The sequence below is a fragment of the Chitinophaga sp. CCNWYY40 genome, from assembly GCF_037483205.1.
GTDB classification, from domain to species: Bacteria; Bacteroidota; Bacteroidia; order Chitinophagales; family Chitinophagaceae; genus Chitinophaga; species Chitinophaga ginsengisegetis.
Window position 1 is genome coordinate 481,243 of sequence record NZ_JBBHLF010000006.1, and the last position, 26,653, is coordinate 507,895.

At 44.4% G+C, this 26,653-nt stretch carries 14 protein-coding genes; 6 read left to right on the forward strand and 8 right to left on the reverse strand.

The window, feature by feature from the left end:
- The 5 genes from V7S65_RS24835 to V7S65_RS24855 all read right to left on the reverse strand — a co-directional run bounded on the left by V7S65_RS24835 (position 1) and on the right by V7S65_RS24855 (position 12,113).
- Positions 1 to 4,002 carry a DUF5977 domain-containing protein gene (locus V7S65_RS24835; RefSeq protein ID WP_336388168.1) on the reverse strand — a complete coding sequence of 1,334 codons (4,002 nt, stop codon included), beginning with the start codon at positions 4,000 to 4,002 and terminating at the stop codon, positions 1 to 3.
- 140 nt (positions 4,003 to 4,142) lie between these two features.
- Positions 4,143 to 4,709, reverse strand: a complete 567-nt coding sequence (locus V7S65_RS24840) for a hypothetical protein (RefSeq protein ID WP_079473653.1) — start codon at positions 4,707 to 4,709, stop codon at positions 4,143 to 4,145.
- Positions 4,710 to 4,719: 10 nt separating this feature from the next.
- Positions 4,720 to 9,183, reverse strand: coding sequence for a DUF6443 domain-containing protein (locus V7S65_RS24845; RefSeq protein ID WP_336388169.1), 4,464 nt, complete (start codon positions 9,181 to 9,183; stop codon positions 4,720 to 4,722).
- Between the two features lie 88 nt (positions 9,184 to 9,271).
- Positions 9,272 to 10,648, reverse strand: a complete 1,377-nt coding sequence (locus V7S65_RS24850; RefSeq protein WP_339546572.1) for a hypothetical protein — start codon at positions 10,646 to 10,648, stop codon at positions 9,272 to 9,274.
- A 478-nt stretch (positions 10,649 to 11,126) separates the two neighbouring features.
- The gene (locus V7S65_RS24855; RefSeq protein WP_336388171.1) at positions 11,127 to 12,113 is read right to left on the reverse strand and encodes a GlxA family transcriptional regulator; all 987 of its coding nucleotides are present in this window, start codon (positions 12,111 to 12,113) and stop codon (positions 11,127 to 11,129) included.
- Between the two features lie 124 nt (positions 12,114 to 12,237).
- Here V7S65_RS24855 and V7S65_RS24860 point away from each other — a divergent pair, with 124 nt between their 5' ends.
- The 5 genes from V7S65_RS24860 (at position 12,238) to V7S65_RS24880 (ending at position 17,190) form a co-directional block, all read left to right on the forward strand.
- On the forward strand, positions 12,238 to 12,690 hold the full coding sequence (locus V7S65_RS24860) for a DUF1569 domain-containing protein (protein WP_079473657.1): 453 nt from the start codon (positions 12,238 to 12,240) through the stop codon (positions 12,688 to 12,690).
- A 111-nt stretch (positions 12,691 to 12,801) separates the two neighbouring features.
- Positions 12,802 to 13,560 (forward strand): subclass B1 metallo-beta-lactamase, encoded by a 759-nt coding sequence (bla, locus tag V7S65_RS24865; RefSeq protein WP_336388172.1) that lies wholly within the window; start codon positions 12,802 to 12,804, stop codon positions 13,558 to 13,560.
- Between the two features lie 200 nt (positions 13,561 to 13,760).
- Positions 13,761 to 14,093 (forward strand): PadR family transcriptional regulator, encoded by a 333-nt coding sequence (locus V7S65_RS24870; protein WP_079473659.1) that lies wholly within the window; start codon positions 13,761 to 13,763, stop codon positions 14,091 to 14,093.
- 1 nt (position 14,094) lies between these two features.
- Positions 14,095 to 16,743 (forward strand): ABC transporter permease, encoded by a 2,649-nt coding sequence (locus V7S65_RS24875; protein WP_336388174.1) that lies wholly within the window; start codon positions 14,095 to 14,097, stop codon positions 16,741 to 16,743.
- 108 nt (positions 16,744 to 16,851) lie between these two features.
- A complete protein-coding gene (locus V7S65_RS24880; protein WP_111579143.1) occupies positions 16,852 to 17,190 on the forward strand; it encodes a hypothetical protein in 339 nt (112 codons plus the stop codon).
- A gap of 92 nt (positions 17,191 to 17,282) precedes the next feature.
- On the opposite strand, the gene V7S65_RS24885 is transcribed toward V7S65_RS24880, so the two are convergent.
- Positions 17,283 to 23,435: an FG-GAP-like repeat-containing protein gene (locus V7S65_RS24885; protein ID WP_111579142.1), complete on the reverse strand. Its 6,153-nt coding sequence runs from the start codon at positions 23,433 to 23,435 to the stop codon at positions 17,283 to 17,285.
- 345 nt (positions 23,436 to 23,780) lie between these two features.
- On the reverse strand, positions 23,781 to 24,776 hold the full coding sequence (locus V7S65_RS24890) for an SDR family NAD(P)-dependent oxidoreductase (protein ID WP_336388175.1): 996 nt from the start codon (positions 24,774 to 24,776) through the stop codon (positions 23,781 to 23,783).
- A gap of 151 nt (positions 24,777 to 24,927) precedes the next feature.
- Between V7S65_RS24890 and V7S65_RS24895 the strand changes: the two genes are divergently transcribed.
- Positions 24,928 to 25,284, forward strand: a complete 357-nt coding sequence (locus V7S65_RS24895; protein WP_079473662.1) for a winged helix-turn-helix transcriptional regulator — start codon at positions 24,928 to 24,930, stop codon at positions 25,282 to 25,284.
- Positions 25,285 to 25,372: 88 nt separating this feature from the next.
- Here the strand turns inward: V7S65_RS24895 and V7S65_RS24900 are convergent, their stop codons facing one another.
- On the reverse strand, positions 25,373 to 26,506 hold the full coding sequence (locus V7S65_RS24900; RefSeq protein WP_336388176.1) for a DUF4932 domain-containing protein: 1,134 nt from the start codon (positions 26,504 to 26,506) through the stop codon (positions 25,373 to 25,375).
- Positions 26,507 to 26,653 lie beyond the last annotated feature (147 nt).

Sequence of the window (26,653 nt, forward strand, 5' to 3'; positions counted from 1 at the left end):
TTATGGGAAAGTGAAGCTCACATTTGCGGAGCTGATCCCGGAAGGGAAATTGGTTCCTCCTGCGGTGATGGAGAATATCCATGTTTTACCTTTTGCGATGTCGCCTGTAAAGCTGGTGGATCCCAGTGGAACGGAATAGGGTCTGTCGTTGTAGGGCCTTCCGGTAACTGGATCTTTAGCAAAAAGATTGATAAAGAAGTTCATACCAGGAGGACAGGTAAAGTTGACTGTAAACGAAGTTCCCGGGCCGTTTACAATGCTGGTGATAGCCAATCCTACATCGCAGGTTCCATTGGTATTGGCATTCGACTGTCCCTGCAAATCGATTTCCGTCTGTGCCAGTGCATTTGCTTCCTCCGGCGATCCGGCTGTATATTTTCCTGCAGGAACGGTATAGGGCACCAGCGACCCTTCACCGGAGGTACACTGTTTATAAAAATTCTGTGTAATGGCTACGTTGGAATAGGTGGTGGAATTCTCCTGGCCTAAAGTAGCGGAATAGGCGTAGTTAAAGGTTTTCATCACATAGCCATCCTGATCACGGATCATGGATAGCCTGTTATATGCGTCGTAACTATAAAAAGAAGTATTGCCGGAGGGGGTAATAACGCTACTGATTCCCACCAGTGGCAAATAAGTGTAAGTTGTGATTTCACCGTCCTGCGGATAAATCCGGATATCATCCACTATACCCGACAAAGACTGCCCGGTGTATGGTTGATCAATATGTTCCCAAACAGTTCCATTCTGTTTAAAATAAGAGAGACGGTAAGTTCTGCCCGCTGTGGTGGCTGAAAACTGGCTGGCAAGCGCAATAGACCCGTTGTACCCGCCTTTGCCTGTATGTGCGGTGGTGGTATTGGACACCAGGGAACCATTCCCTTCAAAATCCTCATAATAAAACTGCGAAGGAACCGCATTTTTACATTCGGCTACCGGGTACATTTTATTGTAGCCCCATTTATATCCTATGCTGATATTATTATTCGCTTTGGAATAATTGAGGTTTCCTTTTGCGTCGTAGTCCAGCTGCCCGGCGGGTTTATACTCGGCCGGCAATGTTCCGGAAGGCGCAATAAAGGCCACCGTTGCCGGGGTTAATGTTTCTGCCGCATATACCTCATTTGGGGTTACAATATTATCGTGCAGCGCAAATGTTTTATAGGTTCCTTCCACCAGTTTACCGTTCACCTGTGTAACTGCTTCAATGGGTGTGCTGATCATGTTCCGGGTTTTCAACTCTCCTATCCATCCGGTAGTGGCCGTAAAATCGCCGGGATACCGGTAGTGCTTAACCACCGGTGTGCCATCGCTGCGTGTCAGTTGCTCCGATTGAAGAAAAGCGCGGTCGTTATACTCAAACGTTTTATTGGTAGAAATGCCTGGTGTGTTCACATTATCATATACCGTTTCCGTACTGGTGGCTGTGAGCAGCTTGCCTGTCTGTATAGGATAAAATGATAAATGCAGGTACATATCAAAGTTTGACACATTAATTGTTTGTGACTGCATTTGTTTACGTTGTTTGAATGCCCAATAGGTTTGGGTCTTTTTTACCACAGGCGTGTTGGATACCGATTTCACCAACCTGCTGGTATTATCATAGAAGTTCACCGTTTTCAGGAACCCGTTTTCCAGGCTGGGGATAGGGGGTGTACCGGGAATAAGATCAAGGTTCGACAATTGCGGATATTTATCCGGGATCACGTTGTACAAATATTCTGTTCTGCCCAATGCTTCTCCGGTAAAATTCTCTTTTATTTTCCCATAACCAACATGACTTCCATTGGCAGAAAATGTGTAGGGTTGGCGAGGGTTCGCATAAAGTGTGTGTGTGATATACTCATCTATTACCGTAACTTCTGATCCTGGCAGCACATCGATCTGGCTGTTTTTAAGGCCGCTGTAATAAGTAGGGAAATGCATCATCATGCCCTGTTCGTAAGTATATAATTTCTTTGACGTGATTTTACTTACCGGATCAAATCTGCTGCTGGAGGTTAAACGCAACCCACCTCCTGTTCCCAATGGAGCAACGTTTGTAGTAACAGGAATTTTAAGGGAGATATAAGCCATTTTCTGACCCTGCACTCCCACTTTATTATCGGGGTAGTTGGCCGTTAATTTATATCTGCCGGTGGTAAAGTATTGATTAGTTAATACAAAATTACCGCTTTGATTCCTCACAATATCTTTGGAAAAATCGTATTCCCATTCCGTGGGACTAACAGCGCCGGTGGCCGGGTTTACCCTTTCTATGGTGACCCACATGGCATTTTGCATATTAACAGGGCTGCAGGGCGGGAAGATGCAGGAACAGTCCCAGCCTGTTCCTGTTGGATTTGCATCCGCAGGTTGATTACAGAACAGGTTCACTGTTATATCCACATAACAGTTCGCCGCTATATCCACCGTGGTGGTAGTAACGCCTGTTGTGGTATTTAAGGCACCCACATTGTTATAGTTAACAATTATATCTGCCGGGGCATTATTATACTCATGAAGGCCGTATTCAAACTCCGCCAGTCCTTTGGTAGGATACATGATTTTTTTCAGCATCCCTTCCTGCGCCTGTGGAAATTTCGGGTCCCTGTTGGCGCCTACCCAGCTTCGTAACACGGGTGGAATGGCTGCCAGGAAATTATATCGCTTAAAATCCGGTACCAGTGAGGTGTTTGAAGTCGCTCCATTATAATACCCCCAATAATCCTGTTCAAAGGAACTTTTATAAGGCAGTGTAAATCCGTCGGCACCTTCGTAATAATAACATTTATACACCTCTCCTTTTACCGCTACCCCTTTCAGCTTCAATCTTTTCCGCCGGTAAGACTCATCATAGGGTAGTTTTATTCCTGGCCTTGTGCTCGTGGTAGTATACGATTCGTTCCCAGGCCGGGCGGTGAAATAGTCATAATCGAATCCGGCTGTCATCACAGCGGTACCTGCCTTATTAAAAACGGTGATGCCATTTAGCTTTACACCAAACAAATCTTTCCTGCTATCTGGTATAAACTGCACGGCGCCATTTTCAAAAAAGATACTATCCAGGAAGAGCGTTCTGATGGTAGACGTGCTAAAGGTGCTGTTCAGCCCCCCATTGGTGGGCATCCCGGTTGGCCCCTGCATGGCGATAGCCTGGTATTGGATATACTCCTCCGTAAGGTCGGGCATTTGCGTTACATAATCCACGTTGGTAAATGCACTGGAAATGCCAATATAATCTGCGCTATGACCGGTGCCGGTTGCAGGATAAACGTACTCCCGGAACGTTTTATATTTCAGCGTAAGGATACGATTGGCCGGACTGGTAATTTTTGTGAGATAATAAGCCGTTTTAGTAGGCCCCGCGGCCGTCATCGACATTTCAACCGCCATAAATTCGTACCGGAAACCCTCCGGATCGGTAGCTATAATTCCGTTGCCTGATTTTTCAAACCGGATATTATTGCCGCTGATATCCACCACTTCAGCAGTAGAAAACCCGGTGAATTTGCCTGTATATTTTCCGAAATTGTACACATACAAATCCGGTTCCCCGTCAATTTCCCCGGGGCAAAAGAAAGGACAAAGCTCCTGCCTCGTATAAGCCTGTCCGTTAGCTTTATACAGCAGGTTATTTTGCAGCATAAAATTCCGCGCCTGGGCGCCGGACTGGTATGTATTCCCCAATGCGTCCGGATAGTATTGTTTAAACGTTTCGTTAGACACGAGATCATCATCCGCCCCTTTTATCTGCCGGGAAATAACTCCTCCAACATTTAATGACCACCCGAGGCCCACCCAGCTGGCTTCTTCAGAAACCCTGATTCCTCCTCCGTTGTAGCTCAAACTGATAGGAAACTCCAGATCGCCGGTACGGATGGTATAAATGGGAATAGATACTTCCGGCCTGCCGTTAAAATAGGTAACCGGGAATTCGGCCGCGCGGGTCAGTGATGCCACATCCGGGGAAGTAATCGGAATTTTCCGCATTTCATCAAAAGCGGTATTCTGTGATAGCACGAGGCGCGGATACAGGATGCCGCATATAATAAGTATGTAGCAGGATCTGATTAGGTTAAGAGAGCCAGGCATAAGGAAAATTCTTTTTATAGATATTCAGGATTTGTTGTTATTTAATAATGATGAATGATGCGTTCAGGTTATTCAGACTCAAAACCAAAAGCATATTTAACCAACACTCCTTTATTCAGGGTACATTTAATGTAATACCGGTATTGATTATATCGCTTTACAAAACCCGATTTCTGATCCAGAACATATGCCAGGCCCTCGGTATCACCGGCTGTAGCGGTTTTATAATTATCGCCTAATATTTTCACGATCTCCTCCCTGGTAATACCCAGGCGTATTTTGCGGGAAGTAACAAACAGCTCATCGCTGATCAGTACTGTCTGTTTCGGCATTTTGTAAGTGCTATCGATACATAATATTTCAAATTCGTCCACCGCGTTTTTACTTCCCCCATAGTGAAAAAATAAACGGAGTGCCTGTGTTTTCGACTTATTCACCAACTCAATCCGGGGTAAAGATTTTGCCTGTTCAAACTGTTTGTTCCAGATATTCTTGCCCAACACCTTTTCGGTGGTACTGTAGTCGTTCAGGTGTATGCTGTTAACAGCAGTATCAGGTACAAAGCGCACCCGTTGCTGAGCATTGCTATATTGTATTGATAAAACCAGGACGGCTATTATGAGTATATTTTTCATCTTTTAAATTTTATTCCCTGTTACCAACAACCCTGCGACCACGGCCATTGTTATTGGGATTATTCAGGATATTTATATTCACCCGGATGTTGTCATGTGTTTGCAGATACTGATGCATGGTACTTTTAAACTGAAGCAACCTGGTAGCATTTTCCTGTATTCCTATACATCCCTGCGTACCAACAAACTCACCGCCGTCAGGATGAATCCTTAATAAACTTCTGTTAGTACTGAACAGCGGATTCAAATTCAGGCTAAAGCCAACACCATCGCGTGTCATTCCAGGGTTGGGATTGCCACTTCTGGGTCCCCTGTTTTGCAAATTGTCTGCCGTATATGCACCGTTTTCCGGAGATCCGTTACCCCAGGGGCCTCCAATGGCCTGATAACTCGCCAAGGTGAGATGTCCTCCGTCATCAAACATCTGATTCACATTTAAGTTCCCATTTCCTTCCGCCGGATTAGCAGCATTCGCCTGACCGGTAAACTCCAGTCTTGTTTCTCCGGTAGCGAATGAAATAAGATTCGTTCCTAATTTTGAGTCAACCGTAGAAAGTACATTATTAAATGCTGAAACGAACTGATTAGCATTCTCCTGTTTGGAAAGATCGTATCCTCCGGCCAAAGCCGCTCCCTGGGCTGCAATATACGCCAGCGCATCTACTCTCACGTTCTGCATAGCGCCTGCATTATTTACTGTACCAAGAACAGTACCATTAGATATATTATAGTAAACGGTTGTATCACCCAGAAAATCGGTATTAAAAACAGGTCCGTTCTTCATGGCAGCATAGGGGCTTTCGCCTTCTATCGCCTTAGGGTCTATCTGTCTCCATCTTCCCAATTGAGGATCGTAATTCCGGTAGAATGCATCATACTGGTTCAGATCAAAGTCGTTGGTATGCTCTATCCCGTTAAACTTCAATTTATTTTCCGGATAAGCCGCTCCTTTTATCGCGCCGGTACTTATCCCCGCCATCGTCAGCCCAAACGGATAATAATGTGTTTCCTCTATTAGTGCCCCCTGAATGTGGTTCACTGCCAGGTTATCAAAAAACGCGGCAATATTGCTTTCGTTGCTGGTATAAATATAAACATATCCGCTCTGCAACACAGGAATGGCATTTCCATTCGCATCGAGCCTTGTATAGGTTTTATAGGTGTCGGCGGCGCCCAGCGGTTCTGCTCCGCTGCCGTTGGTACTGCTGTAGGCAAACTGTTCATTGAGAAAAATCCAGTTCAGGTATGCTTTGGGCTTTGTGGTTTGCGCCGGGTTGTTGTTACTCATAAACCCGGTTACAGCCGGGTTGAAAAAGCTGCCATTGGTACCTGTTTGCGGCAGCGTTATTTTGCCGGCTCCCGGTCCGCTTGTAATAGTGGTGGCCAGGATAGATAAAATGTCGGCAAGCGGACTTTGCTGCGTAGCGCCGGTGGCAGATCCCCGCCACCACATATCACAGCGGAGCTCAATTTTATCGCCGGCCATTACCTTCAGCAATATTCCGGGCCCCACTTTCCGGTCGCCGGCCACACTGCTTAGCTTTGTCCAATAGTTATTGGGATTTGTGGTGCCATTGGCAGGAGGATTCGACGTATTTGATTTCAATTCGCGTACAGAAGGCGTTACGGTATAATCCGTGTTGGAATAGTAGGGTATATAGTTATTCGGATCTGCCAGGTTATTTTTATCGGTGACGTTTTCCATACTTGCTATCGGGTAATTGATCCGTTTCACTTCTTCCGTAAGTATCATCCGTACATTTCCCAGGTGATCTTTCAGAAAATAATCATACACCAGGGTGGTTCCTCCTGTTGGAATGGTATTACGGATGCGGCCTTCTTCATGCCCCATGAATTGCAGGACCAGCGGGCCTGTTCCTTTCTGTTCATATACCGCCCCGCCTATGTAATAAGTATTGGTGATGGTGCTGCCTTCCGTTACACTCTTTTTCCATTTATTTCCGGAGGCGTCATAAGTGTAAGCGATCATTCCTTTTCCTGATACCGGTATTGCAGCCGGCAGATTCAGATGATTGTAAGAGATGGCACTGGTAATCCCTTTATTCTTATCGATGGTGAGGTTACCATTACCGTCGTAGGTATAGTCGGTGGTAGTTTTGGTAGACGCATTGTACTTAAAATCGCCCAGGGTGCTCGTATTGTCGTTAAATGCGTCTGTAACGGCCTGTATGCGGTTTGTGTTGGGAATATAGGCATAAGACAGGTCGTCGAGCTGGCTGCTGGCATTTAACTTCAGGCCCCATTGCTGCATCCGGAGAATATTTCCGTTGGCGTCGTAAGCGGTGGCCGGATCAGCACCGGTACTTCCCATTTTAACGGTATAATTAACCAGGCTGTTGTTCCAGGCGCCGTCACTGTTTCGCTGCTCAAATCCAGCTGTCAGCAGGCGGCTGAGCGGATCATAACTGAAATCATATTTCCGGGGAACGCCATCTCCCACCGACCGCCAAACGATTCCGCTGATGTTACCGTTTAATTGTTGTCCCAGGTAATTCCTGGTAGATGCGTTGGCAAGTTTATCGTATCCCAGGTCAAAGCCAAACCAGTTACCTGATCCAGGTGTTGATGGGGCGGACGGATTGGTAAAATCCCTGTTCACACCTAACAGCCATCCCCTGATATTATACGTTGAATTTTGCGTTTCAAGTGGAGTGGAGCCAGCCGGCTTTGTTCCTATCTTTTTACTTTTTATTTGCCCCAGGGCATCATAGGCCACTTCCAAAATAGTTTTGTAAGACGTCATTGCCCCACTGTTCACGGTAGTGTTGCTGATGGCCTTCTCCGCTTTCACTAGCCGGTTCAGGTCATCGTAAGTCAGTTTAGTTAACAGAATGGTGGTTTGCGCACCAGCCCCGGCGATTACCTGCCGTTGTACAGTGATCAGGGGCTGATTGTTAAAAGTATATTGGGTGGTGGTAACATCAAGACCGCCGGTCAGGTTTTTACTTTGCACCTGTATGGTTCTTCCCTGTTTATCATAGTAGGTAGCGGTATACAGCCAGGTAGTGGTTCCAAGTACTTTTACCCTTCCACCTGTAACCATTCCCTGTGTAGCGGTTGTTGAAGTAACAGCCTGCGGGTAGGGCCAGGCGGTATTGCTGGCAGCGGAAAAATAACTGTTATCTCCTGTAAAGAAACCTGCATTCAATCCATGCCCGGAGTAAGCTGTTGCTGTCAGAAAATCATAGTTATCATAAAAAGTGCTGCTCAGTTCTTCGAGTCCGGAGGTACCTGCTGCGGGATAATTACCGGCAGTTCCATTTGGAATGAGCGCTGTGGCGGTAATATGAGCTGCAAAAGTGGTAGCGGTGGTCCATATACCGGTGGCAATGGGCCGGTTCCGGCTATCATACTGGAAGTATTCCCATTTCCCGCTTCCCAGTATAGCGTCCTGTCTGAGTACCAACCTGTCGCGGCTGTCGTATACAAGGTATTGTGCACCGGCGCCGGGGATCTTTTTTATGATCTGTCGTCTCTTTGCATCGTATTCGTACCGGAAACACTGCTCGGCCAATATGGTGGCATCCGTAAGCACCCAATTTGCAGAGATCAGTTCAACGCCTTTGGGTTGTATCACGCAGCGCAGCATTTTAAAATCATCATAAATGTAATAGGTGTTCAGCCAGCCGGTATGCGCGCTTCCCGTTCCTGCGTCGGATGCGGTAAGCTGCACTTTTTTCAGTACTACTTTACCTTCTTTGTCTTTGAACTCAATGACCTGTTTGCCATGCTCATTTATCTGGATCGTTTTGAACAGAGTTCCCGGAGGATAAGTTGTTGTGGTAGCATAAGTACTTAGTCCTCCCACCGCCGCTATGGTTACGGTCCAGTACCTCACGGCATCAGTTGCGGTATTCACCAGGTACCGGCTTGTAATGTTTTTCTTTGTGGTAGATTCTGTGCCTACCCAACTATTGCCGGGGGCATATACTTCCGTGGCGCGGCTCAGGGGAGACAGTTCAAAATTCGTTTTACCATAAAAAAAAGTTTCCCCCGGATACTCTCCCTGGGAGAAGGTGGCTTGTTGTTCAAATGGATTTTTTTTGAAGTTCCCATCCGAAATGGAAGTATTGCCATTTGTATTATTGGCAGCAAAAGGCAAAAAAGAATATACTTCTCTTCCGTATACGTCATATGTTCTGGCAGTTACCAGGTCCACAGCTGCTGTGGAAGATAACGGGCTTGCGGGATCAGTAATGAGAGAAGCTTTCTTCTGCACCAGTTCAAATGGCCGGCCAAGACCATCAATATACTGCGTTGTGACTTTGGCATCTCTCAACGGAAGTGTATTCAGAATGGTGGGATTCGTTTGGGGAGAGGTTGCCGTAACTGTATAAATAGTATTCCCATCCTGTACGGTATAGGGGGCGGGTGCTTGTGCCAGCATTTCTTTTGCGGGGATCATCATTAATAATCCGGTCAGAAAGCCGAGGTATGTTTTGAATAAGTTCATCAATACAACTTTTATTAATTTCAAATCGGTATAGGCGATATAGGAGAATGGAATAGGTTCCCGCTCCTTTGATTTTTTTAGGATTCCGTCAGAAGTTGTATCCCCAACGGAATACAACCGCGCGGTTTCCTGCCGGCTGAAGGAAATCCCATAGCAGCTGCAGTTTGGCCGTTTTCTTCTGGTATTGGATCTTTTTGGATACGCCGATCAAACCTGATGTTTGCCAGGCGAGGTTTCTCAGTTCCGCGATGCTTTCAAAACGGGACCAATAGTTTTGTTCAAGGCCGCCGCTGATCCATATATTTCCCAGGAATGCGCTCTTCCCTTTGCCGGGCGCCGCAAGCTTCCAATCCAGGTAGCTGCGCAGGCCGATCCCATCATGGGTGAAGTTTATTTTGTTCCACGCTTCACCCATACTAAATTTATAGGCCACTCCAATACCCGTTACCAGGCGGTCGTTCAGTCGGTATCCGAGTGAACCCGCGAGGTCATTACTGGCGGGAAACTGATACGCCCTCCGCTTACCGGTTTGCAGATCAAATCCATATTCCAGTCTTTTTAGAAAAGGTTTGGTACGCTGACTATTCTCTTTAAAGGCAGCTTCATCATCAGGCATTCCTGCTGACCTTAATGAGGTTATTTTATTCCTGATGTCCGTGAAACCAGTACCTGGCGCTACTGCCTGGGTGGCCAATTGCTGTTCCAGGTTTTCGGCTGCGGGTCCAAGCCGCTGTTGCAGCAATGTTTGTAAAGTGGCGCGGGTTTGCATACCGTTTACTGCTATCGCCGCCATATCCGGCGCACCATTAGTCTGCATTCCAAACAAAGACGACAACTGGCTGTTTTCCCGCAGGAACTGCTGAAATACCGGCACTTTATTGAGGGCCTTTAACGCTGCGGTTTCCAGGGCTGCGGGCTTATTCAGTTCTTCCTTCCATTGTTGGAGGCGGCTCTTATAATAAAAAAGCTCCTTTGAGTATTTTGCCGCGGCGCCTTTGATGCCCCGTAACTGCGGAAACTGCTCTCTCAAACTATTCAGCATCGTTGCCCTCTCTGCCAGGAAGCTGTTTACACTTTCCCCCTTGAGCCAGTCGCCCTTTAGTCCTTCTATACTTTTCAGGGTCTTACTTAAATTATCTTTCCCGCCGGGTGAGGCGCTTAAAAAACTAACCAGGCACTGAAGAGAATCCAGCCGTGGAATATATGGGGCCTGTCCTTCTCTTTTTTCAGGGTTGAATTTCTCCAGCAGGGTTGCATAGGCATCTTTTGTGCGCTGCAGGTAGTTCATGGCAGCGGTACTGTCCACTTCCTGTAACTGCCGACCAGCTTTGGCTTCCACTAACTGTAGCTTTGCGATCAGCTTCAGCTGTTTACGCCTTAGCGTGGCGGAAAGGGACTGCTGCTCTTCTATCGCCTTAGCTATGCGATGGTGAGTTTTCTCCGGGAGAACGACTGTGGTGTCCATTCTTTGCCCGTAAGCAGGGAATACCCACAATAAAATCAATAACCATTTTATCCGCATCATCATAACGGGAGTTGGTAAAGGGTAAAATCTCGCTTAATCATCTTACAACAATTAAACACTTTGTACAGGGTAATCGATACCTACACAGGGTATAAAATCAGGTATCAGTAAATAATATAACCATTATAAGTGTTTAACTGACGATTAAAAAAATTCCGATAGCTTTTCCATTCTAAATTTCAAGTTTCAAATAAGAGACGAATAAAAACTGTAGAAGGTTTCAGACAAAGGTTCAGGACATTGGTGTTATGATCAGGGCACATCAGGGATAACACTTGCTACGTACAAACTCCCTCATAACACAACAAATGAAACATTAATTTTTCATATTTACAATAGCTTGCCCAAGGATTTCCTGCGATATTTATCAAGATACCGCAGATCAGGGGGAAAACACTTATAGGAGGCCGGGATTACACTAAACTACCGTTTGGGTTTTATATTGATTCCTGTACTCTACCGGCGTAGACCCGGTAATTCTCTTAAATACTGTTCTGAAGGTTTTTAAGTCGTTATACCCTACTCTATATGTAATAGCTGCAATATTCGTTTCACCGGCTTCAAACGCCTTTTTCGCCGCTTCTACTTTTATTCTCTGGATAAACTCTATCGGGCTCAATGATGTAGCGCTTTTAAACCGGCGGATAAAATTCCGTTTGCTCATATTTACCTGCCTGGCGATTTGCTCCACTGAAATATCAGATTCAAACTTCTTCTCGATATAACTTTGCGCCTGATGAATTTCATCATCGTTGTGCTGGCGGCGTCCTGAAAAAACAGTGAAGATACTTTGCGAGGTTCGTCCGTAATCCAGGGCATAGAATTTACTTAACTCTACCGAAATCTCTTTGCCGCAGCTCTTCTCTATAAAATATAACAAGGCATTTAATGATGAAAATCCGCCGCCGCCGGTAATAATTGCTTTTGAATGGGTAACAACATGATCGGCTTTAAACTTTATTAACGGGTACCTTTGCTGCAAATCTTCTATGGCGCCCCAATGGGAGGTAGCCGGCATGCCATCCAGCAAGCCGCATTCTGCCAGGAAATAAGCGCCGGTGCAAAGACTGATGATCTCCGCTTTACTATTATATTTTTCCTTTATCCAGCCAAGCAGTTTTTTGTTTTTGGAGAGCAAAGAATTTATGTCCGTCAGATCCGTACCCATTGGCGGGATGATCACGATATCGGTATCAAATTCGTCTGATATGGTTTTACTGCAATAAAACTGTAGGGGCATATTTAATGCTGCACTCTTCAAACGGGTTCCGATCAGCTCTATCTGAAAAGGAATGGGGTCCCCTTTCTTTGCGGCGGCTTCATTGGCGCTGGTCAACAGGGCTGTGGTGTTGGCTACCGCCGTTGGCAATACATCGTCATATATTATAATGGAAATATGTTTCATAACCAGGGGGCATTACATCATCAAATCTATACAAAAAAATGGCACAAAATACACCTTTCATTGTCACGTTTGCACAGTGACCGTCTTCCGGCTCCGTCCTACTTTTACATCAAAACCAGAAGTTATGAAAACAATATTCGACAACGCAACCAGGGAAGAATTGATCAGCAGGATTAATTTACTTACTAAAAATCATACTGCCCAATGGGGTAAAATGAATGTTTACCAAATGACGAAGCATTGCACGATATGGAACAATTGGGTGTTAGGAAAAAATCAATCCGTTTATACACAGGGGTTATTAGGGTGGATATTTGGCAAAATGGCGCTGAAGGGCCTGGTAGGAAATGAAAAACCAATGAAAAGGAATATGCCCGCCGGATCGGCTTTTCTTACAAAAGAAAAGAACGGAGATGTAGAACTTCAAAAAAAGATCTGGATAGAACAGGTGACGGAATATGGGCACTTCTCAAATCCAGGCTTTATTCACGACTTCTTTGGCAAAATGAAGGTAGATGAAATTGGCATTCTTGCTTATAAACACTTTGACCATCATTTGCGGCAGTTTAATGTGTAGGGGCAGGACTTCAAAATCCACCCCGCTTTATGGCTCAAACCGGACAATACTTTGTAAATTCACTTTTTATTCTGCGTTAGCAGAAACTATATATAAAAACTGTAAAAACAAATGAAAGTCGCCATAAAAACACTATTAATAATTGTATTTTCCGTAACAATCCTGCATTGCTACGCTCAAAAAAACAGCCCGTTTAAACCCAAAGTTGTTTATAAATCTGATGATTTGATTGTAACGCAAATTTCAAAAAACTCGTTCGAACACACTTCATTTTTACAAACGGACGATTTTGGAAACGTTCCTTGTAACGGTCTGATTGTGAGTAATAGTAATGAGGCAATTGTTTTTGACACGCCAACCAACGACAAAAGTTCTGAAGAGCTGATCAAGTGGATAAAAGATACCCTTCATTGCAAAATAAATGCGATTATTCCTACTCATTTTCACGACGATTGCTTAGGTGGGCTAAAAGCATTTGATAACAACAACATTCCTTCCTATGCGTATTTCAAAACAATAGCACTCGCCAAAGAAAATAATTTTGCTGTCCCCAAAAACAGTTTCAGAGATTCCCTGATTCTTAAGGTGGGCAATAAAAATATCATTGCAAAATTTTTCGGGGAAGGTCATACAAAAGATAATGTTGTAGGTTATTTCCCCAGCGAAAATATAATGTTTGGAGGGTGCTTAATAAAAGAACTCGATGCCAGTAAAGGATATTTGGGAGATGCCAATGTTGCAGCCTGGTCAAATACCGTTGAAAAAGTTAAACAGGAATATCCCAATGTAAAAATTGTTATTCCTGGTCATGGAGAATATGGAAACAAAAAATTACTTGATTATACCATTAACCTGTTTAAGACTAAATAATAGCATGAGTGCGGGTCTTGCGATATCCGCCTAACATCTTCAGGTAACCGAGTTGCACAATTCTCACCAGGGCGATCATGATGCCAGATCTTCTCTCTCCCGTCAATTAAGGAGGCTTATAAATCGCTCCAATTAATTATTCACCTTTTGTATGTATAATACAAATGTTTTTACATACATTTACGTAATTAATATCGGAAATGAAAGGTACAAACCTCGGAGAATTCGAAGAACTGGTGCTACTCACCGTTGCAGCGCTAATAAACGAGGCATATAGCGTAGCGATATGTGATGAGCTGTCGGATCATACCGGCCGTTCGGTGAAACTTGGCGTAGTGCATGCGGTACTCAACCGTCTTGAAGAAAAGGGGCTTGTGAAAAGTGAGCTGGGTGAAGCAACGAAGGCCCGTGGCGGCAAACGCAAAAGGTTCTATCAGCTTACTATGCAGGGAAAGGCAGCATTGGTCAATGCCAAATCGATGCGCGATGAGCTGTGGGCAAGGATCCCGGCGCTTGTCTGGAAAAAAATGTAGCATGAAAGAACAACGGGAACACCATCCGCCCTCCTGGGCGCAGCGATTTGTAGAATGGTATTGTAAGCCCGGGCTTGTAGAGGACCTTACGGGGGATCTCCACGAATGCTTTGAGCGGAATGTACAATCCATGGGGCCACGCCGTGCAAAGCTGATCTACATCATTGATGCCTTCAAGTTCTTCAGAAGTTATACGGTACGAAGCTCATTATTTGTCAACCTTTTTACGAACCGGATCATGATTGGAAGCTACGTTAAAACATCGGGGCGCAACATCATGCGCAACAAGCTGTTCTCATTCATTAATATTCTTGGTCTTGCCATCAGTATGTCTGTTGGATTACTGTTGATTGCGTTTGTACTCGACCTGCGTTCGTATGACAGGTTCCACAAAAATGGCGGGAGAATTTATCGCATCACCAATGTATTGACCTCCAAAAGCGAAGATGGCGGCAAGTTTGCATCCACATCCATAAAAACGGGTAGGCTCATCCGCGAGAAGGTAACCGGCATTGAAGAAGTGGCGATTATGCGCAACGACTTTTCGGGTGATGCAAAGGTGGGCGACAATATTCTCCCCATCAAGGGCTTTTGGGCCGAGCCATCGTTTTTCAGGATCTTTACATTTCCGATGGTGGAAGGCAATGCAGCAACCGCGCTGAAAGATCCTTATTCTGTTGTGCTCACGGAAACAGCAGCCAGGAAGCTGTTCGGCAACCAGGCTGCGGTTGGCAAGACAGTCAAAATAGATACACTCGCTTACCAGGTAACCGGTATCATGAAGGACGTTCCCTTCTTTTCGCACATCAGTTTCGAAGCGCTGGTGTCGTTGTCCACGGCTGAACAAATCAATAAAGGCGATAACCGCTTTGCCGCATGGACAAACATGTGGTCCAACTCCGTATACATCCTCCCCTCGGAAAATGCCGACATGGCTGCAATCCGTTCGCAGCTCAATGCGCTGGCAAGAGAGGAAAACCTCGCTGAAGAAAATACGAAGATCCAACTCGAGCTGCTTCCTTTATATAACATTGTGGTTGGGGAGGGCCTGCGTCAATCCGAGGGCGGCCCTGGTTTCACTGGCCCTCACATGCCCCCTGTGGTACTTTGGATACTCGGCGGGCTGGCATTTGTTGTGATATTGTCCGCATGTTTCAATTATACCAATCTTTCGATAGCGCGCGCTATGCGGCGCATTAAAGAAATAGGCCTCCGCAAAGCTATCGGCGCAGGAAAGAGCCAGGTACGGCTACAGTTCCTGGCCGAGGCGGTTATGATTTCCCTGGCAGCCCTTCTTCTCTCCTTTCTCCTGTTCCTCGTATTACGGCCAGTGTTGATCAACATGGCGCCGGAGATGCAGCGCACGGTGAAGCTTAATCTCACGCCATCGATGGTTGCAGCCTTTATCGTTTTTTCGGTCGCCGTAGGTGTTATTGCCGGTTTCCTGCCTGCTATATTCTTTTCAAAAGTGAGCCCCATGAGTGCGTTCGGCAATGTTTCATCGGTAAAAATGTTCAAACACCTGACCCTCAGGCGCTCCCTGGTGGTGATTCAATACACGGTTACACTGATCTTTATTACAACAACCGCCGTCGGCTATGTGCAGTATAAGAACATACTTGCATTCGACCTGGGATTCAAGACTGCAAACATTCTGAACATTAACATGCAGGATAATAAACCCGACGTTTTGATGAAGGAACTCAGTGAGATGCCGGAAGTAACTGCATTGTCGCGGTCCCTGATTACCACCGGCGTGGGAAACGCCTGGGGCGGCAATATGAAGTATAAAGATTCGCGGGATTCTGTCCTGGTCATGACCAATCACATTGACGAAAATTATTTGCCGCTGCATGACTATAAGCTCCTGGCCGGCGGAAATTTTGTAGCCCGGCCCGTCACTGCCCAGGCTGTGGGCGAAGTGATCGTTAACCAACAGGTTTTAAAGCGATTCAACATAGGCGGCAACAACCCGGAGAAAGCAATCGGGGAACAGATTACATTGAATGGGCGCAAAATGACCATTGTTGGCGTGATGCAGGACTTTCACTATGGCAAGGTGGAGAACCTCATCGGGCCGGTGGCATTCACGTTCTGGACACCCGAAGACAGGGCCATCATCAGCGCCAAAATACAGAGTTCCGACATGCCGGCCACAGTAGCCCGCATCGAGTCTATATGGAAGAAGATCGATCGTGTTCATCCGTTTATGGCTGAATTCTATGACAAAGCCATAGAAGATGCATACAGCGAATTTTCCACTATGATCAAAATCATTGGCTTCCTCTCCTTTCTGGCTATTTCCATCGCTTCAATGGGATTGTTTGGAATGGTGGTATTCACCACCGAAACAAGACTAAAGGAGATCGGCATCCGGAAGGTAATGGGCGCCAGCGACGGCAATCTTATATACTTACTGAGCCGCGGTTTTCTATTGCTGCTGTCGGTATCGGCGCTCATTGCCTTACCGGTAACATACTTCTTCTTTAAAATCGTTGTACTCCGCAATTTCCCCTATCATACCCCCGTGCAAATTCCCGAACTGTTCGTTGGCTTACTGACGGTGTTGCTGATCGCGTTCATTATGATCGGGTCACAGACTTTGAAGGCAGCGAGAAGCAATCCGGTAGCGGTTTTGAAGAGTGAATAGGATCACTCTTCGTCAACTCCGGGTAATTTTTCCTGATTCACTTTGAAATACAAAGTACTTTCATTTACTTTACATTTCAAAGTTTTTCTTCATCCTAAAAACAAGGTCATGAAAACTTCAAGAAAAAAATTTGTTCTCCTCTTCCTTCTTGCCGGGTTTGCTTTTCTTTTTCTTTATAACGTAATTTTTCTCTCCGACGTGGGGCTCCTTCCCGCAAGCGGGGCATCTTTCCTCAGCACGGAATCACTAACAGGATGGAAGAGCATTGTAGCCACGATTCTATATCCTGTCAAAATTGTTTTGGCTGGTCCTATGCTTCCTCTTATCAATTTGCCGGATCCGCCGCCGCCATTTTTGGTTATCGGGTTTGCGATTTACTGGACGATACTGGCCCTGGTAATTCATTATTTTATTGGTAAGGTAAAGCGTTCGCAACTAAAGACATGATTTTAGCCGCAACCTAAGTTGTTTATATTTGCAAATCTCAGGACATGTGATATTGCTTCTCTCCTCTTAATAAAATTTAAGTTGAGAGCCCATTAATCCATCTTCACAAATTTAATTGCCAGATTTTTATTGTCGATAGTTTTTAGTATGGCAAAGTAAATTCCATTCCTGAGTTTAAACGTATTAACCGTAACAGTCGACTTTCCGGTTACTATGATTACCGGTAGCTGGAGGTTTCCGTGACTATCCAGTATTTCCAGGGTGGCCCAGTTGTCTGTTAATTTAATCCGATCTATTACCAGTATATCGTTTACGGGGTTCGGCCTGATTACCGGGATCTCCCTGTCAGCCGCCATTACATAATGAATCGGGCCGGAAAGGCTATAGCAGGAACCAAGCGTTGTTTCCACAACATAATATCCGGTTGTCGGCGGCGTATAATGATTAACTGCTCCACTGTTTACAGGAGGATAACTAATCGTGTCCTGGTCTTTATTCCACCACTTGAAGTTGGCGCCTGCCATACTGTTTATCGCTATCAGATCAGGACCGTCTGTTTGTATCACAGGTTTTGTCCATTCATACCAGCGTATGGAAACTGTATCAGATATAAATACTTGCTGACAGCTGCCAACGGGTGGTATAACCTTGCAGAAGTATTGTTGGATGCTATTGCTGAATATCGATTTGGCCGGATATACCACACTGTCACCGTTAAACGGAACACTCGCCCGAAGATAGAATTGCCCGGTTTCATTGGTTTCATAAAATTCCACTTTACTCCCTGTATCAGCTGTAGTGGATGTAAAGATGATTGTTTTAGGATCGGTAGGACAATTCGAATAGGAACGGGACATAATTCTGCCAATGGCAGCAGTCGGGTTTCCTTTCGTCATTACAACTGTGTTACTCCGATAGTCGCGGTCAGTAATACAATCGCCGAAAGCAACAGACAAGGTAGCATAAATACTATCTCCCGCCTGCAAGCCAGATTTAGTGAATACAGGTCCCGTTTCATCCGTAATCCAGGCTCCATTATAATACCACTTATAAGATGGACTATTATAAGATTCAATGTTTAGCGTATTAGCTGTAAATGTATAGATAGCGTCGTTGTCATTGTTACAGGTTACCGATGAACTGGCCGTGAGCTTTACCTGGGGCATTACCGGGTTTATGACAGTATAATCTTCTTTCGTGCTTTCCACAATGGATTTGTCCGGACATACGCCGTTACTGATCATCTTTACTTGTATACTGTGGTTTACGGTAAATGTATCGCATTCAAAATATGTGCCTGTAGAATCGAGGCGCACGCTATCATCCATCCACCATTGAAATACAGGAGCTGCGCCAGCTGAATAAGCCGTTGCCTGGAGTGCAATGGGGGTACCGGGACAGAGGGGTTCGCTGTAGTTTACCCTTTGCAGATTCAGCGTGGGAAAGGTGTTGGCTGTTACCTGGATCCCGGTATATTCGCCGGGGTTATTATCAACCAGGCAACGATAGGTATACCCGTTAATGGAAGTGGTCACATGTTTTAGCTGCAGTGTTTTACCTGTTGCATTTGCATACAATGTATCGTCAGAGATATTAGTAAAATCTGCTCCTGTTTTCAGCACTTGCCATTGGTATTTATTACCACTGATATTACTGGTAATACTTGTGTCTGTACCATTGCAAACAGTGATGTTTACTACTTCATCATATCTGTTTCTGGCTACCCAGGTACCGCAGTCATTATTTCCGAAAAGCACCAGATCCGGTTTGGAGTCACCGTCCAGATCTCCGGCGGCGGCCCAGCCACTACCATCCGCCCCCACACGGGTAGGCACAAATGGCAGAAACCTGATAGAGTCGGTGGTGCTGACATTTTTCAGCAGATTTCCATGTCCTCCGTAAGTGCTATGATTTACCAAAAGATCAGCTAATCCATCGCCATCAAAATCCCCCGCTGCTATCTGGTTTACCCAATGATCTACCGTTTGAGAAGAGTTATAGGTAAATGCTTGCAGATAAGCCGGAGTTGGAGGAGCATAGGTATTTTTATAGAAATATAATGGCATGGTGAGCTGTCCTATATTTTCTCCTTCAACTATTGCCAGATCCGGTTTAATGTCATTGTTCAGGTCATACAATGTGGTAACACCGTTGTTGACAGGTAAGGCTATGCTCAGCTGGTAACCTAGTCTTCCTGCTATACTGGTGTTAAAATATGTGTAATAACCAGCATGAATATCTATTTTGCTATCTTTATCAATATCACTAAAAGTGAGGGTTTTAGCTCTTGGATTAGGATATGTGCGAAGCCAAAAGGGTTCATCAAGCGAGAATGCATTTGCAGTGCCTGTATTTCTGAATGCCGTTATACCATTTTCTGCTGTATGAAGGATATCTGGTTTTCCATCTCCGTCGTAATCATGAATTGAAATAACGGTAGCCCCTGGGGAAGATACAGTATAAGGAGACAGGAATTGAAAACCACCGGCCGTACTATTATTGAGGTAAACATACAACAGATTATTTTCCGGGTTGAAGATAGCAATATCCGCTTTTCCGTCACCATTCAGATCCATTACTGCCGGATTTGACAAAGGTGTTTTCAGTCCGATTTGAATCCCTCCAAAAACGGTATCCCTTAATGGATTGAGTTGTCCGGTCCCTTTTATTGCTACTACAAAAGGTGTATCAAAAAGTATCTTGCCCGGGGTGCTGTTGTTATGGTAGATAATAAGATTGTCATAATCATGGGTTACGATATCCTGTTTGCCATCATTATCCATATCCATTAATACACCGCCATGACGACCATACAGCCTTACATTCATATCGAAAGTAGAAGTAGAAAATCCAGCTTTAGGACCAGGAAATGTCACCTTAAAAAAGTCAGAATACTCACCCAGCCGTCCTTTGGTAGTCACTGTAATAGATCCTGTACTGGTATAGGCCGGCACAATTACTTTAAGGGCAGTTGAACTGGCGCTGATCACTTTAGCAGCCACACCACTGAAATTCACGATATTCTCACCGGCATTAGGACTAAAATATTGGCCTGTAATAGTTACTTCCGTGCCTACCGGGCCCATTGCAGGTGAAATGTGATGGATAACAGGGGCACGGCCAAAACTAAATCCGCTGTAGCTACCGGTTCCTGAAGAATTTGTTACCTGCATATCACCAGTAAAACTATTTCCTACCACAAAAGTGATTGTTGACTCGTCGATCACCTTAAAGGACTCCGCTGGTTGATCCCCCAGCATAAGGGCCGACACCCCGGAAAGGTTAGCTCCTTTTAATGTAATAGTATCTCCTGTGATTCCTAAAACCGGGAGACAATTGTCGATATATGGTTGGGGGGAACAGATGTTCTGATAAAAGAGTAGCTTGTTTGCCACTGTGTCCTGGAGTATAAAATCATTTTTGTTATCTCCATCCAGGTCTGCAATTGTAAAAACCCCTGCAGGATTATTAAGTTTCAAGACGGCTGCGGTGGCAAAATCATTTGCACCTTCTCCCCAGGTGTTATGATAGATATAGAGTTTTTTAACTCCTTTTTGTCCATGCATCAGATCTGCTTTACCATCGCCATCCATATCCTGTAACGCTATCTGGGCTTTCGCTGAAATGTCGGCTACATAAGTTTCATTCAGCTCCTGGTTTCTCGTAGAGGATAATATACTGATTGCAAGACCTTTACTAATGCCTACATCTAATAGCCCGTCTTTATTATAATCCCCGGCTATGAAATCTCCATAAAAATAAGTATCGTAAATATTTTTTATTATAAGGCTATCCGGAAGGCTATAATTATAGCTCATATTGGAAGATTCATCTCCAAGATAAAGTATCAGGGTTGGTAAGGCCCTGCCAAAGAGGGTTGTAGCAGACATGTTCCACCGGGTAGTATCTGCATAATCATACATTTTTGCTGTGTAACTTTCAAATGAAAGGCTACCAGGCTCACTATAGTTGGTTCTGATAACCGCGTCAAATCCGATTCTTTGTATCAGATCCGGCCTTCCGTCCTGGTTAACATCTGCTGCCTCCAGCAATAGTCCGGGAATAGAGGGAGTGGCCCTGAATGAGATATTCCCCGGGGTGGAAGTATTGATATAGATATATGTGCTGAGGTCTGCATTATTTCCAATACAGAAATCTATTTTTCCATCGCTGTTGACATCAACAGGTACAGCTTTAAGCAAACCGTTGGCACTGGGCTCACCCACCGTAATTTTCAGATGATCTGTGAAACTGATTTTACCATTACTGCTGTTATTCCGGGAGATCACTACATAATTTGCACCCCAATCAGGAGTGATCAGATCTGGCTTTCCATCTCCGTCAAAATCAGCCACCGCTGTTTTGCCGGGGTGTATCAGTTTGCCCCCTGCATCGAAACTCAATGGTGAAGAGAAAGAGGTAGGATTAATGCTTCCTCCATCAGGGAAAGTGACACTGAAAGCATAACTGGAAGTGGCTGTAAGCGATCTGGTGCTGACGCTGATATTGGCATATGGCGCGCCTTTCGGCACTTTCACTTTAATATCCGTTGGAGTGGAAGAAATTACATCGCCCCTTATGCCACCGAAGTAAACTACATTACTATCCGGAGTAGCACTGAAACCGGAGCCGGCGATTGTTACCGTTGTACCTGCTGGCCCATCAAGGGGACTAATCCCAGAAATAGCCGGACCACGGTAATAATAAAACAGGTTGGTGTTGATGATTGTATCAGGACTAACCAACTGAATGGCCCCATTAGTGGTATAAGGAATGGAAATCTGAATTTTATTATTATCCAGTACTTTAAATACTTTGGCGGGTACATCTCCAACTTTCACCTGGGTTACACTGGTAAAAGAAGTTCCTTCCAGTGTCAGATGTGTGTTGGTTGTACCGGACTTTGGGAAAAGGTCTGAGAAAGTAGGAATAGCACTGTATCCTTCCAGGGAAACAGTGTTTACAGGTGTATAAACCGTCAGATTTCCCGAAGAGCCTGAGCCAGCAATTACACGCAAGGTGTTTTTATTGATGACCTCCCAGGCGCCCGCCTTTGTACCGCCCAAGGTAACGGAATCTATTACACTAAAATTATCTCCTGTAACAATAATGGTATCTCCTGCCCGTGCTTTTGCGGGAGAAAAGCCGTTGGCGAAACATTCTCTCATAGCAGGACCGCCACCATTGTTGCCCATTTCCAGCATCAGTCTCCGTGCTACCCATACATATTCATTACCAATGGTTTTAAAATCGCCGTAGTAATCCATACCGATGTCTTTAAAAGAAGAAGTTCTGCTAAGCCGCAGCCAGGTGGATCCTCCGTCGGTCGTTTTATATAATTTGCTGCTCACCCCTGATCCGAAGCCCAGGGTATCGTTAATCATGGTAATAGCAAAAATTGAATCGATGGGCTCTCCTTTATTCAGAACCTTGATCCAGGTATATCCGCTGTCTGTTGTAGCATAGAGGTCGCGGTGATATACATTATTGACGGTTCCAAAAGCGAAAGCCCACCCTTTTGATGGAGATATCATGGAAAATTCAGCGTGATTCCATTCCTCAGGAATAGGCATCCTTTTATACGTTGTGCTGTCCATCGTTTTAAAAAGCACAGGTGTTCCTCCTAAGCGATCATTGGCAACAAACATGCAAGTGCCACTAAAAGCAATGAGTCTACCGATACTGTAGCCCTCATCGAAAGCCATGCCCTGTTTCCATGTTTGCCCTCTGTCGGGACTGATAAAAGAGGATCGTCCAACTAACATTACTACTGTATCAGTACCAGGAATGAGATGTATTTGAGATAAACCACTCTTGCTTGCTGTAAATACCGCTTTAAAGGTTTGTCCTTTATTGGAAGAAGATAACAGTACACTTAGATTGCCTATGGAGGTAACCAACAATATTTCACTGTCGCTGAGCGCTGTTATGTCAACGGAATTAATCCTGGCAGTTGTGTCCAGGGCAAAATTGTTCCGGAAGGTATTGGTCCAGGTTAAGGAAACAGGAATAAATGTACGGCCACTATCACTGGTACGGGCTAATGTTTGTTCATCTCCCTTATGAAGCGTGACATATCCTTCGGCAGCAGTTGCGAAGCTATAACTTACAATTTCCTCATAGTTTGCAGTACGGTATAATTCCCGCATCTGCGCATGGATAGAGCTTGTACAGGTAAAAAACAGTAAGATGAATACGGACAGCGATATTTTCAGAGAAATACATTCTGATTTTAAGTACGGCATTATTCCAGGTTTAGGGAGGGAAGGTTTGCTGAGCCAGCCCGGAGGCAAAAATATATAATAGACTTTACATTCAAAGTTGATATTCGTGTTAATTAGTACCCCTGTATATAGTAAGGATGTATTACGGCCGTTCCAAAACCCTTCTTCTGAATATTTGTTTCATCTTATTCACTAGATAAATATATTGTACCGGTTCCCTGATGGCCGGTTTCATTTAGACGGACCTGGCTAAAACATAAAATTCCCTGCTAATCGTGCGATTGCAGGGAATTTTATGTTTTGAACAACTTGTCTTTGTTGCCGGAAAGTTCACTAACGGCTATCAGGTAAATAAAAGCGATAAATTTAATCAACGTTAAATGTAACGCCTGTTAACTCTTCGGTCAATTTCCACAATTGTTTTGCACTGGCTTCATCTAAAGAATACGGTTTTACCCCATTGGGTGTTGACGAATTTATGGCTAATTCAGCTATGTCACCATCCTCGAGGTACACACCGCCTATTTCGTTTAGTAACGGGCTTGTAGCAGCCCATATGGTTGTAGCCGCGCCTTGCGGAATGGTTTTTAGCGACGCAATAACCTCTGGTACAGGATTTCCCTTATCGTTGTAAAAACCAAATTGCTGCAATATTTCCAATGGCGCTTCCCTGGCTAGTTCAGTTCCCCAGATATTGCCGGGATGCAATGAATATGCTCTTACTCCATATGGTTTGGCACGGTTGTCCAATTCAAGTGAAAAGAGATTGACGGCGGTTTTTGATTGTCCATAGGCTTGCAATGTTTCATAGTCACGATGTTCAAAATTCGGATCATCAAAATTGAAAGGTGCAAAATGGTGCCCCAAAGAAGAAACATTGATCACTCTTGCGCCTTTCGCTTTCTTTAGCGCTTCCCATAACCTTACAGTAAGCTGAAATACCGCAAGATAATTGGTTGCGAGTTGCGATTCATTCCCGTTTGCATCACGGCGCAATGGCACGAACATAATTCCTGCATTGTTAATGAGCAAATGTAATGGCCTGCCCGAAGCCAAAAACTTTCCGGCAAAACTGTCAATAGAATTGTTATCTATCAGATCCATTTTCTCAATTTCAACATTGGCAATCCCTTGCAGGTTTTTCTTTGCTTTTTCAACATCTCTTGCAGGTACAATAACTGTTGCCCCTGCTTCAGAAAGGATTTTGACGGTTTCCAAACCAATTCCTGTGTTACCCCCTGTAACGATAGCGATTTTTCCCTTAAGGTCGATTCCTTTAATTACATCACTGGTAGTTGATGTTGCGTTAAACGTTGAACCAATCGGCTTCTGCAACGCTCCTCCAAAGTTATTCTGTGCCATTTTTGATTATTATTTGATTAGGGTAAAGGCTGAGTATATCTACTCATTTTCTTTATTGATTGAATCCTGGCTGTAAAGTTATATCAATAGAATATATTTTAGTAACTTCGTATCAGAAAGTAACTGTAACCTTGAAGTAACAAAGTAACTTATGGAGTGCAAACCCGAATCTCAAATAGATCGCAAAAAAGAAATGATGGCTATCCATGATGCAATGGACGTGCTGAGCGGTAAATGGAAAATCTATATCATCTCTTCTATTTGCCATTACAACAAAAGAAGATTTTCTGACATTTTGAATGATGTAGTTGGTATATCGAACAAAATGTTGAGCAAAGAATTAAAGGAACTGGAAATAAATCAATTGGTTGAGCGTACCGTTTTAGACACACATCCTGTAACTGTTCAGTATGAACTTACGAAACACGGCAAAACGTTACAGACCATCATTAACAACCTGACAGACTGGGGAAAAGAACACCGGAAGAAAATTATTGCAAAAAAATAAGGTGTCCGTTTATTAATTAAATAAAAAAGCCTCCAAAGTCAATGGCTTTGGAGGCTTTTTCGGGTAATCTCTTTATGAGGCTCTTCTTCTATTGTTTCATGCACCAATTCAATAATGCGGGATACAATTCATCTATTTTTTTACGGGGTTGTGCTTTACGCAGCTTTATCAGGCAGTCTGTAAATTCCTTCATTTTTACAAATCCCCGCTGTTTGCTCATCACCTCATTCACATCTGTATAAATTTCTTTCAAGGTGGCAGGATCATTCTTATACACTTCTTCACAATACAAGATAAAAACTCCGAAAGTCATATACTCATTGAATACTTTTACCGGAGTTGGATAATACGCAGTGCCTTCCATAGTAGTATCCACCCACTTACTCCTGTTTTTCAGCGCTTCATTGATCTTTTTTTCGGATTGATCACCTGGCTTCCGCACATAATTGTGGTCTATTTCTGTGAACATGCCCCTGGTGTTAAATGCCTCGGTATATTTTGCAGACCACGCATCATTGTGATCGATAGGTGGCAACACCATCTGTATCATCTCAAAGTCGTTTTTCTTAAACGACAGTGTGTAGTTAAGCCCATTGATCAGTGGCGAGCAAAGGATCTGGTAACTATTGATGTGGGTATTAAAATTAGCTTCCAGCCATTTCCATTGTTTATCGAGGTTGGCGTTTTTCTCATAATCGGACACGATGTCCTGATAATAAGCCGCATGCGCAGCGTAGAATTCACGGAAACCTGATTTTTTCGCAAAATCTTCAATGCTTGTTTTATACGTAGTGATGGGATTTACCGTGATTTTGGTACCAGCTACTTCATCGGCAGGCAACAGAAAAACATTATTGGGCAGCAGCTTATCCTTCTCAAAATCATATGCAATGGCATTCCCGGTTAAAAAAATATAATGCAAAGGGCTTTTCTGAAGCAGGGAATCGAAAGTGGCAATAACCGGTTCCTTTCCATACGGCGCAAATTGTTTCAATACATCCTGGTAATAGGGCCCTTTTAACTGTACCATGTCCTCATTCCCGAGGCCTGTTGGGGTAATGGCTATCATGATGTGAATCAGTTCCTTTACCTCGTTGATTTCAATCCTGGATTTTTTATCATTTTCCTTTTTAAAAGCGGCGGAAAAATTCACGTCTCCGTCCTGTGCAAATAAACAGGCAGGGATAACCGCCAGCAGGGCAGCTAAAATTGTTCTTTTCATATGAGTTGTGTCTGTTCGATTTTCTACTACATAATGGCAGCAGGCATCCCGGACGGCCATGTGGGCCAATACAGCATGCCTTACAGGTAAACGGGATACCGGCAAATTACCGGATTTAAGCTACAGCACCAGGTCAACAAAACACGG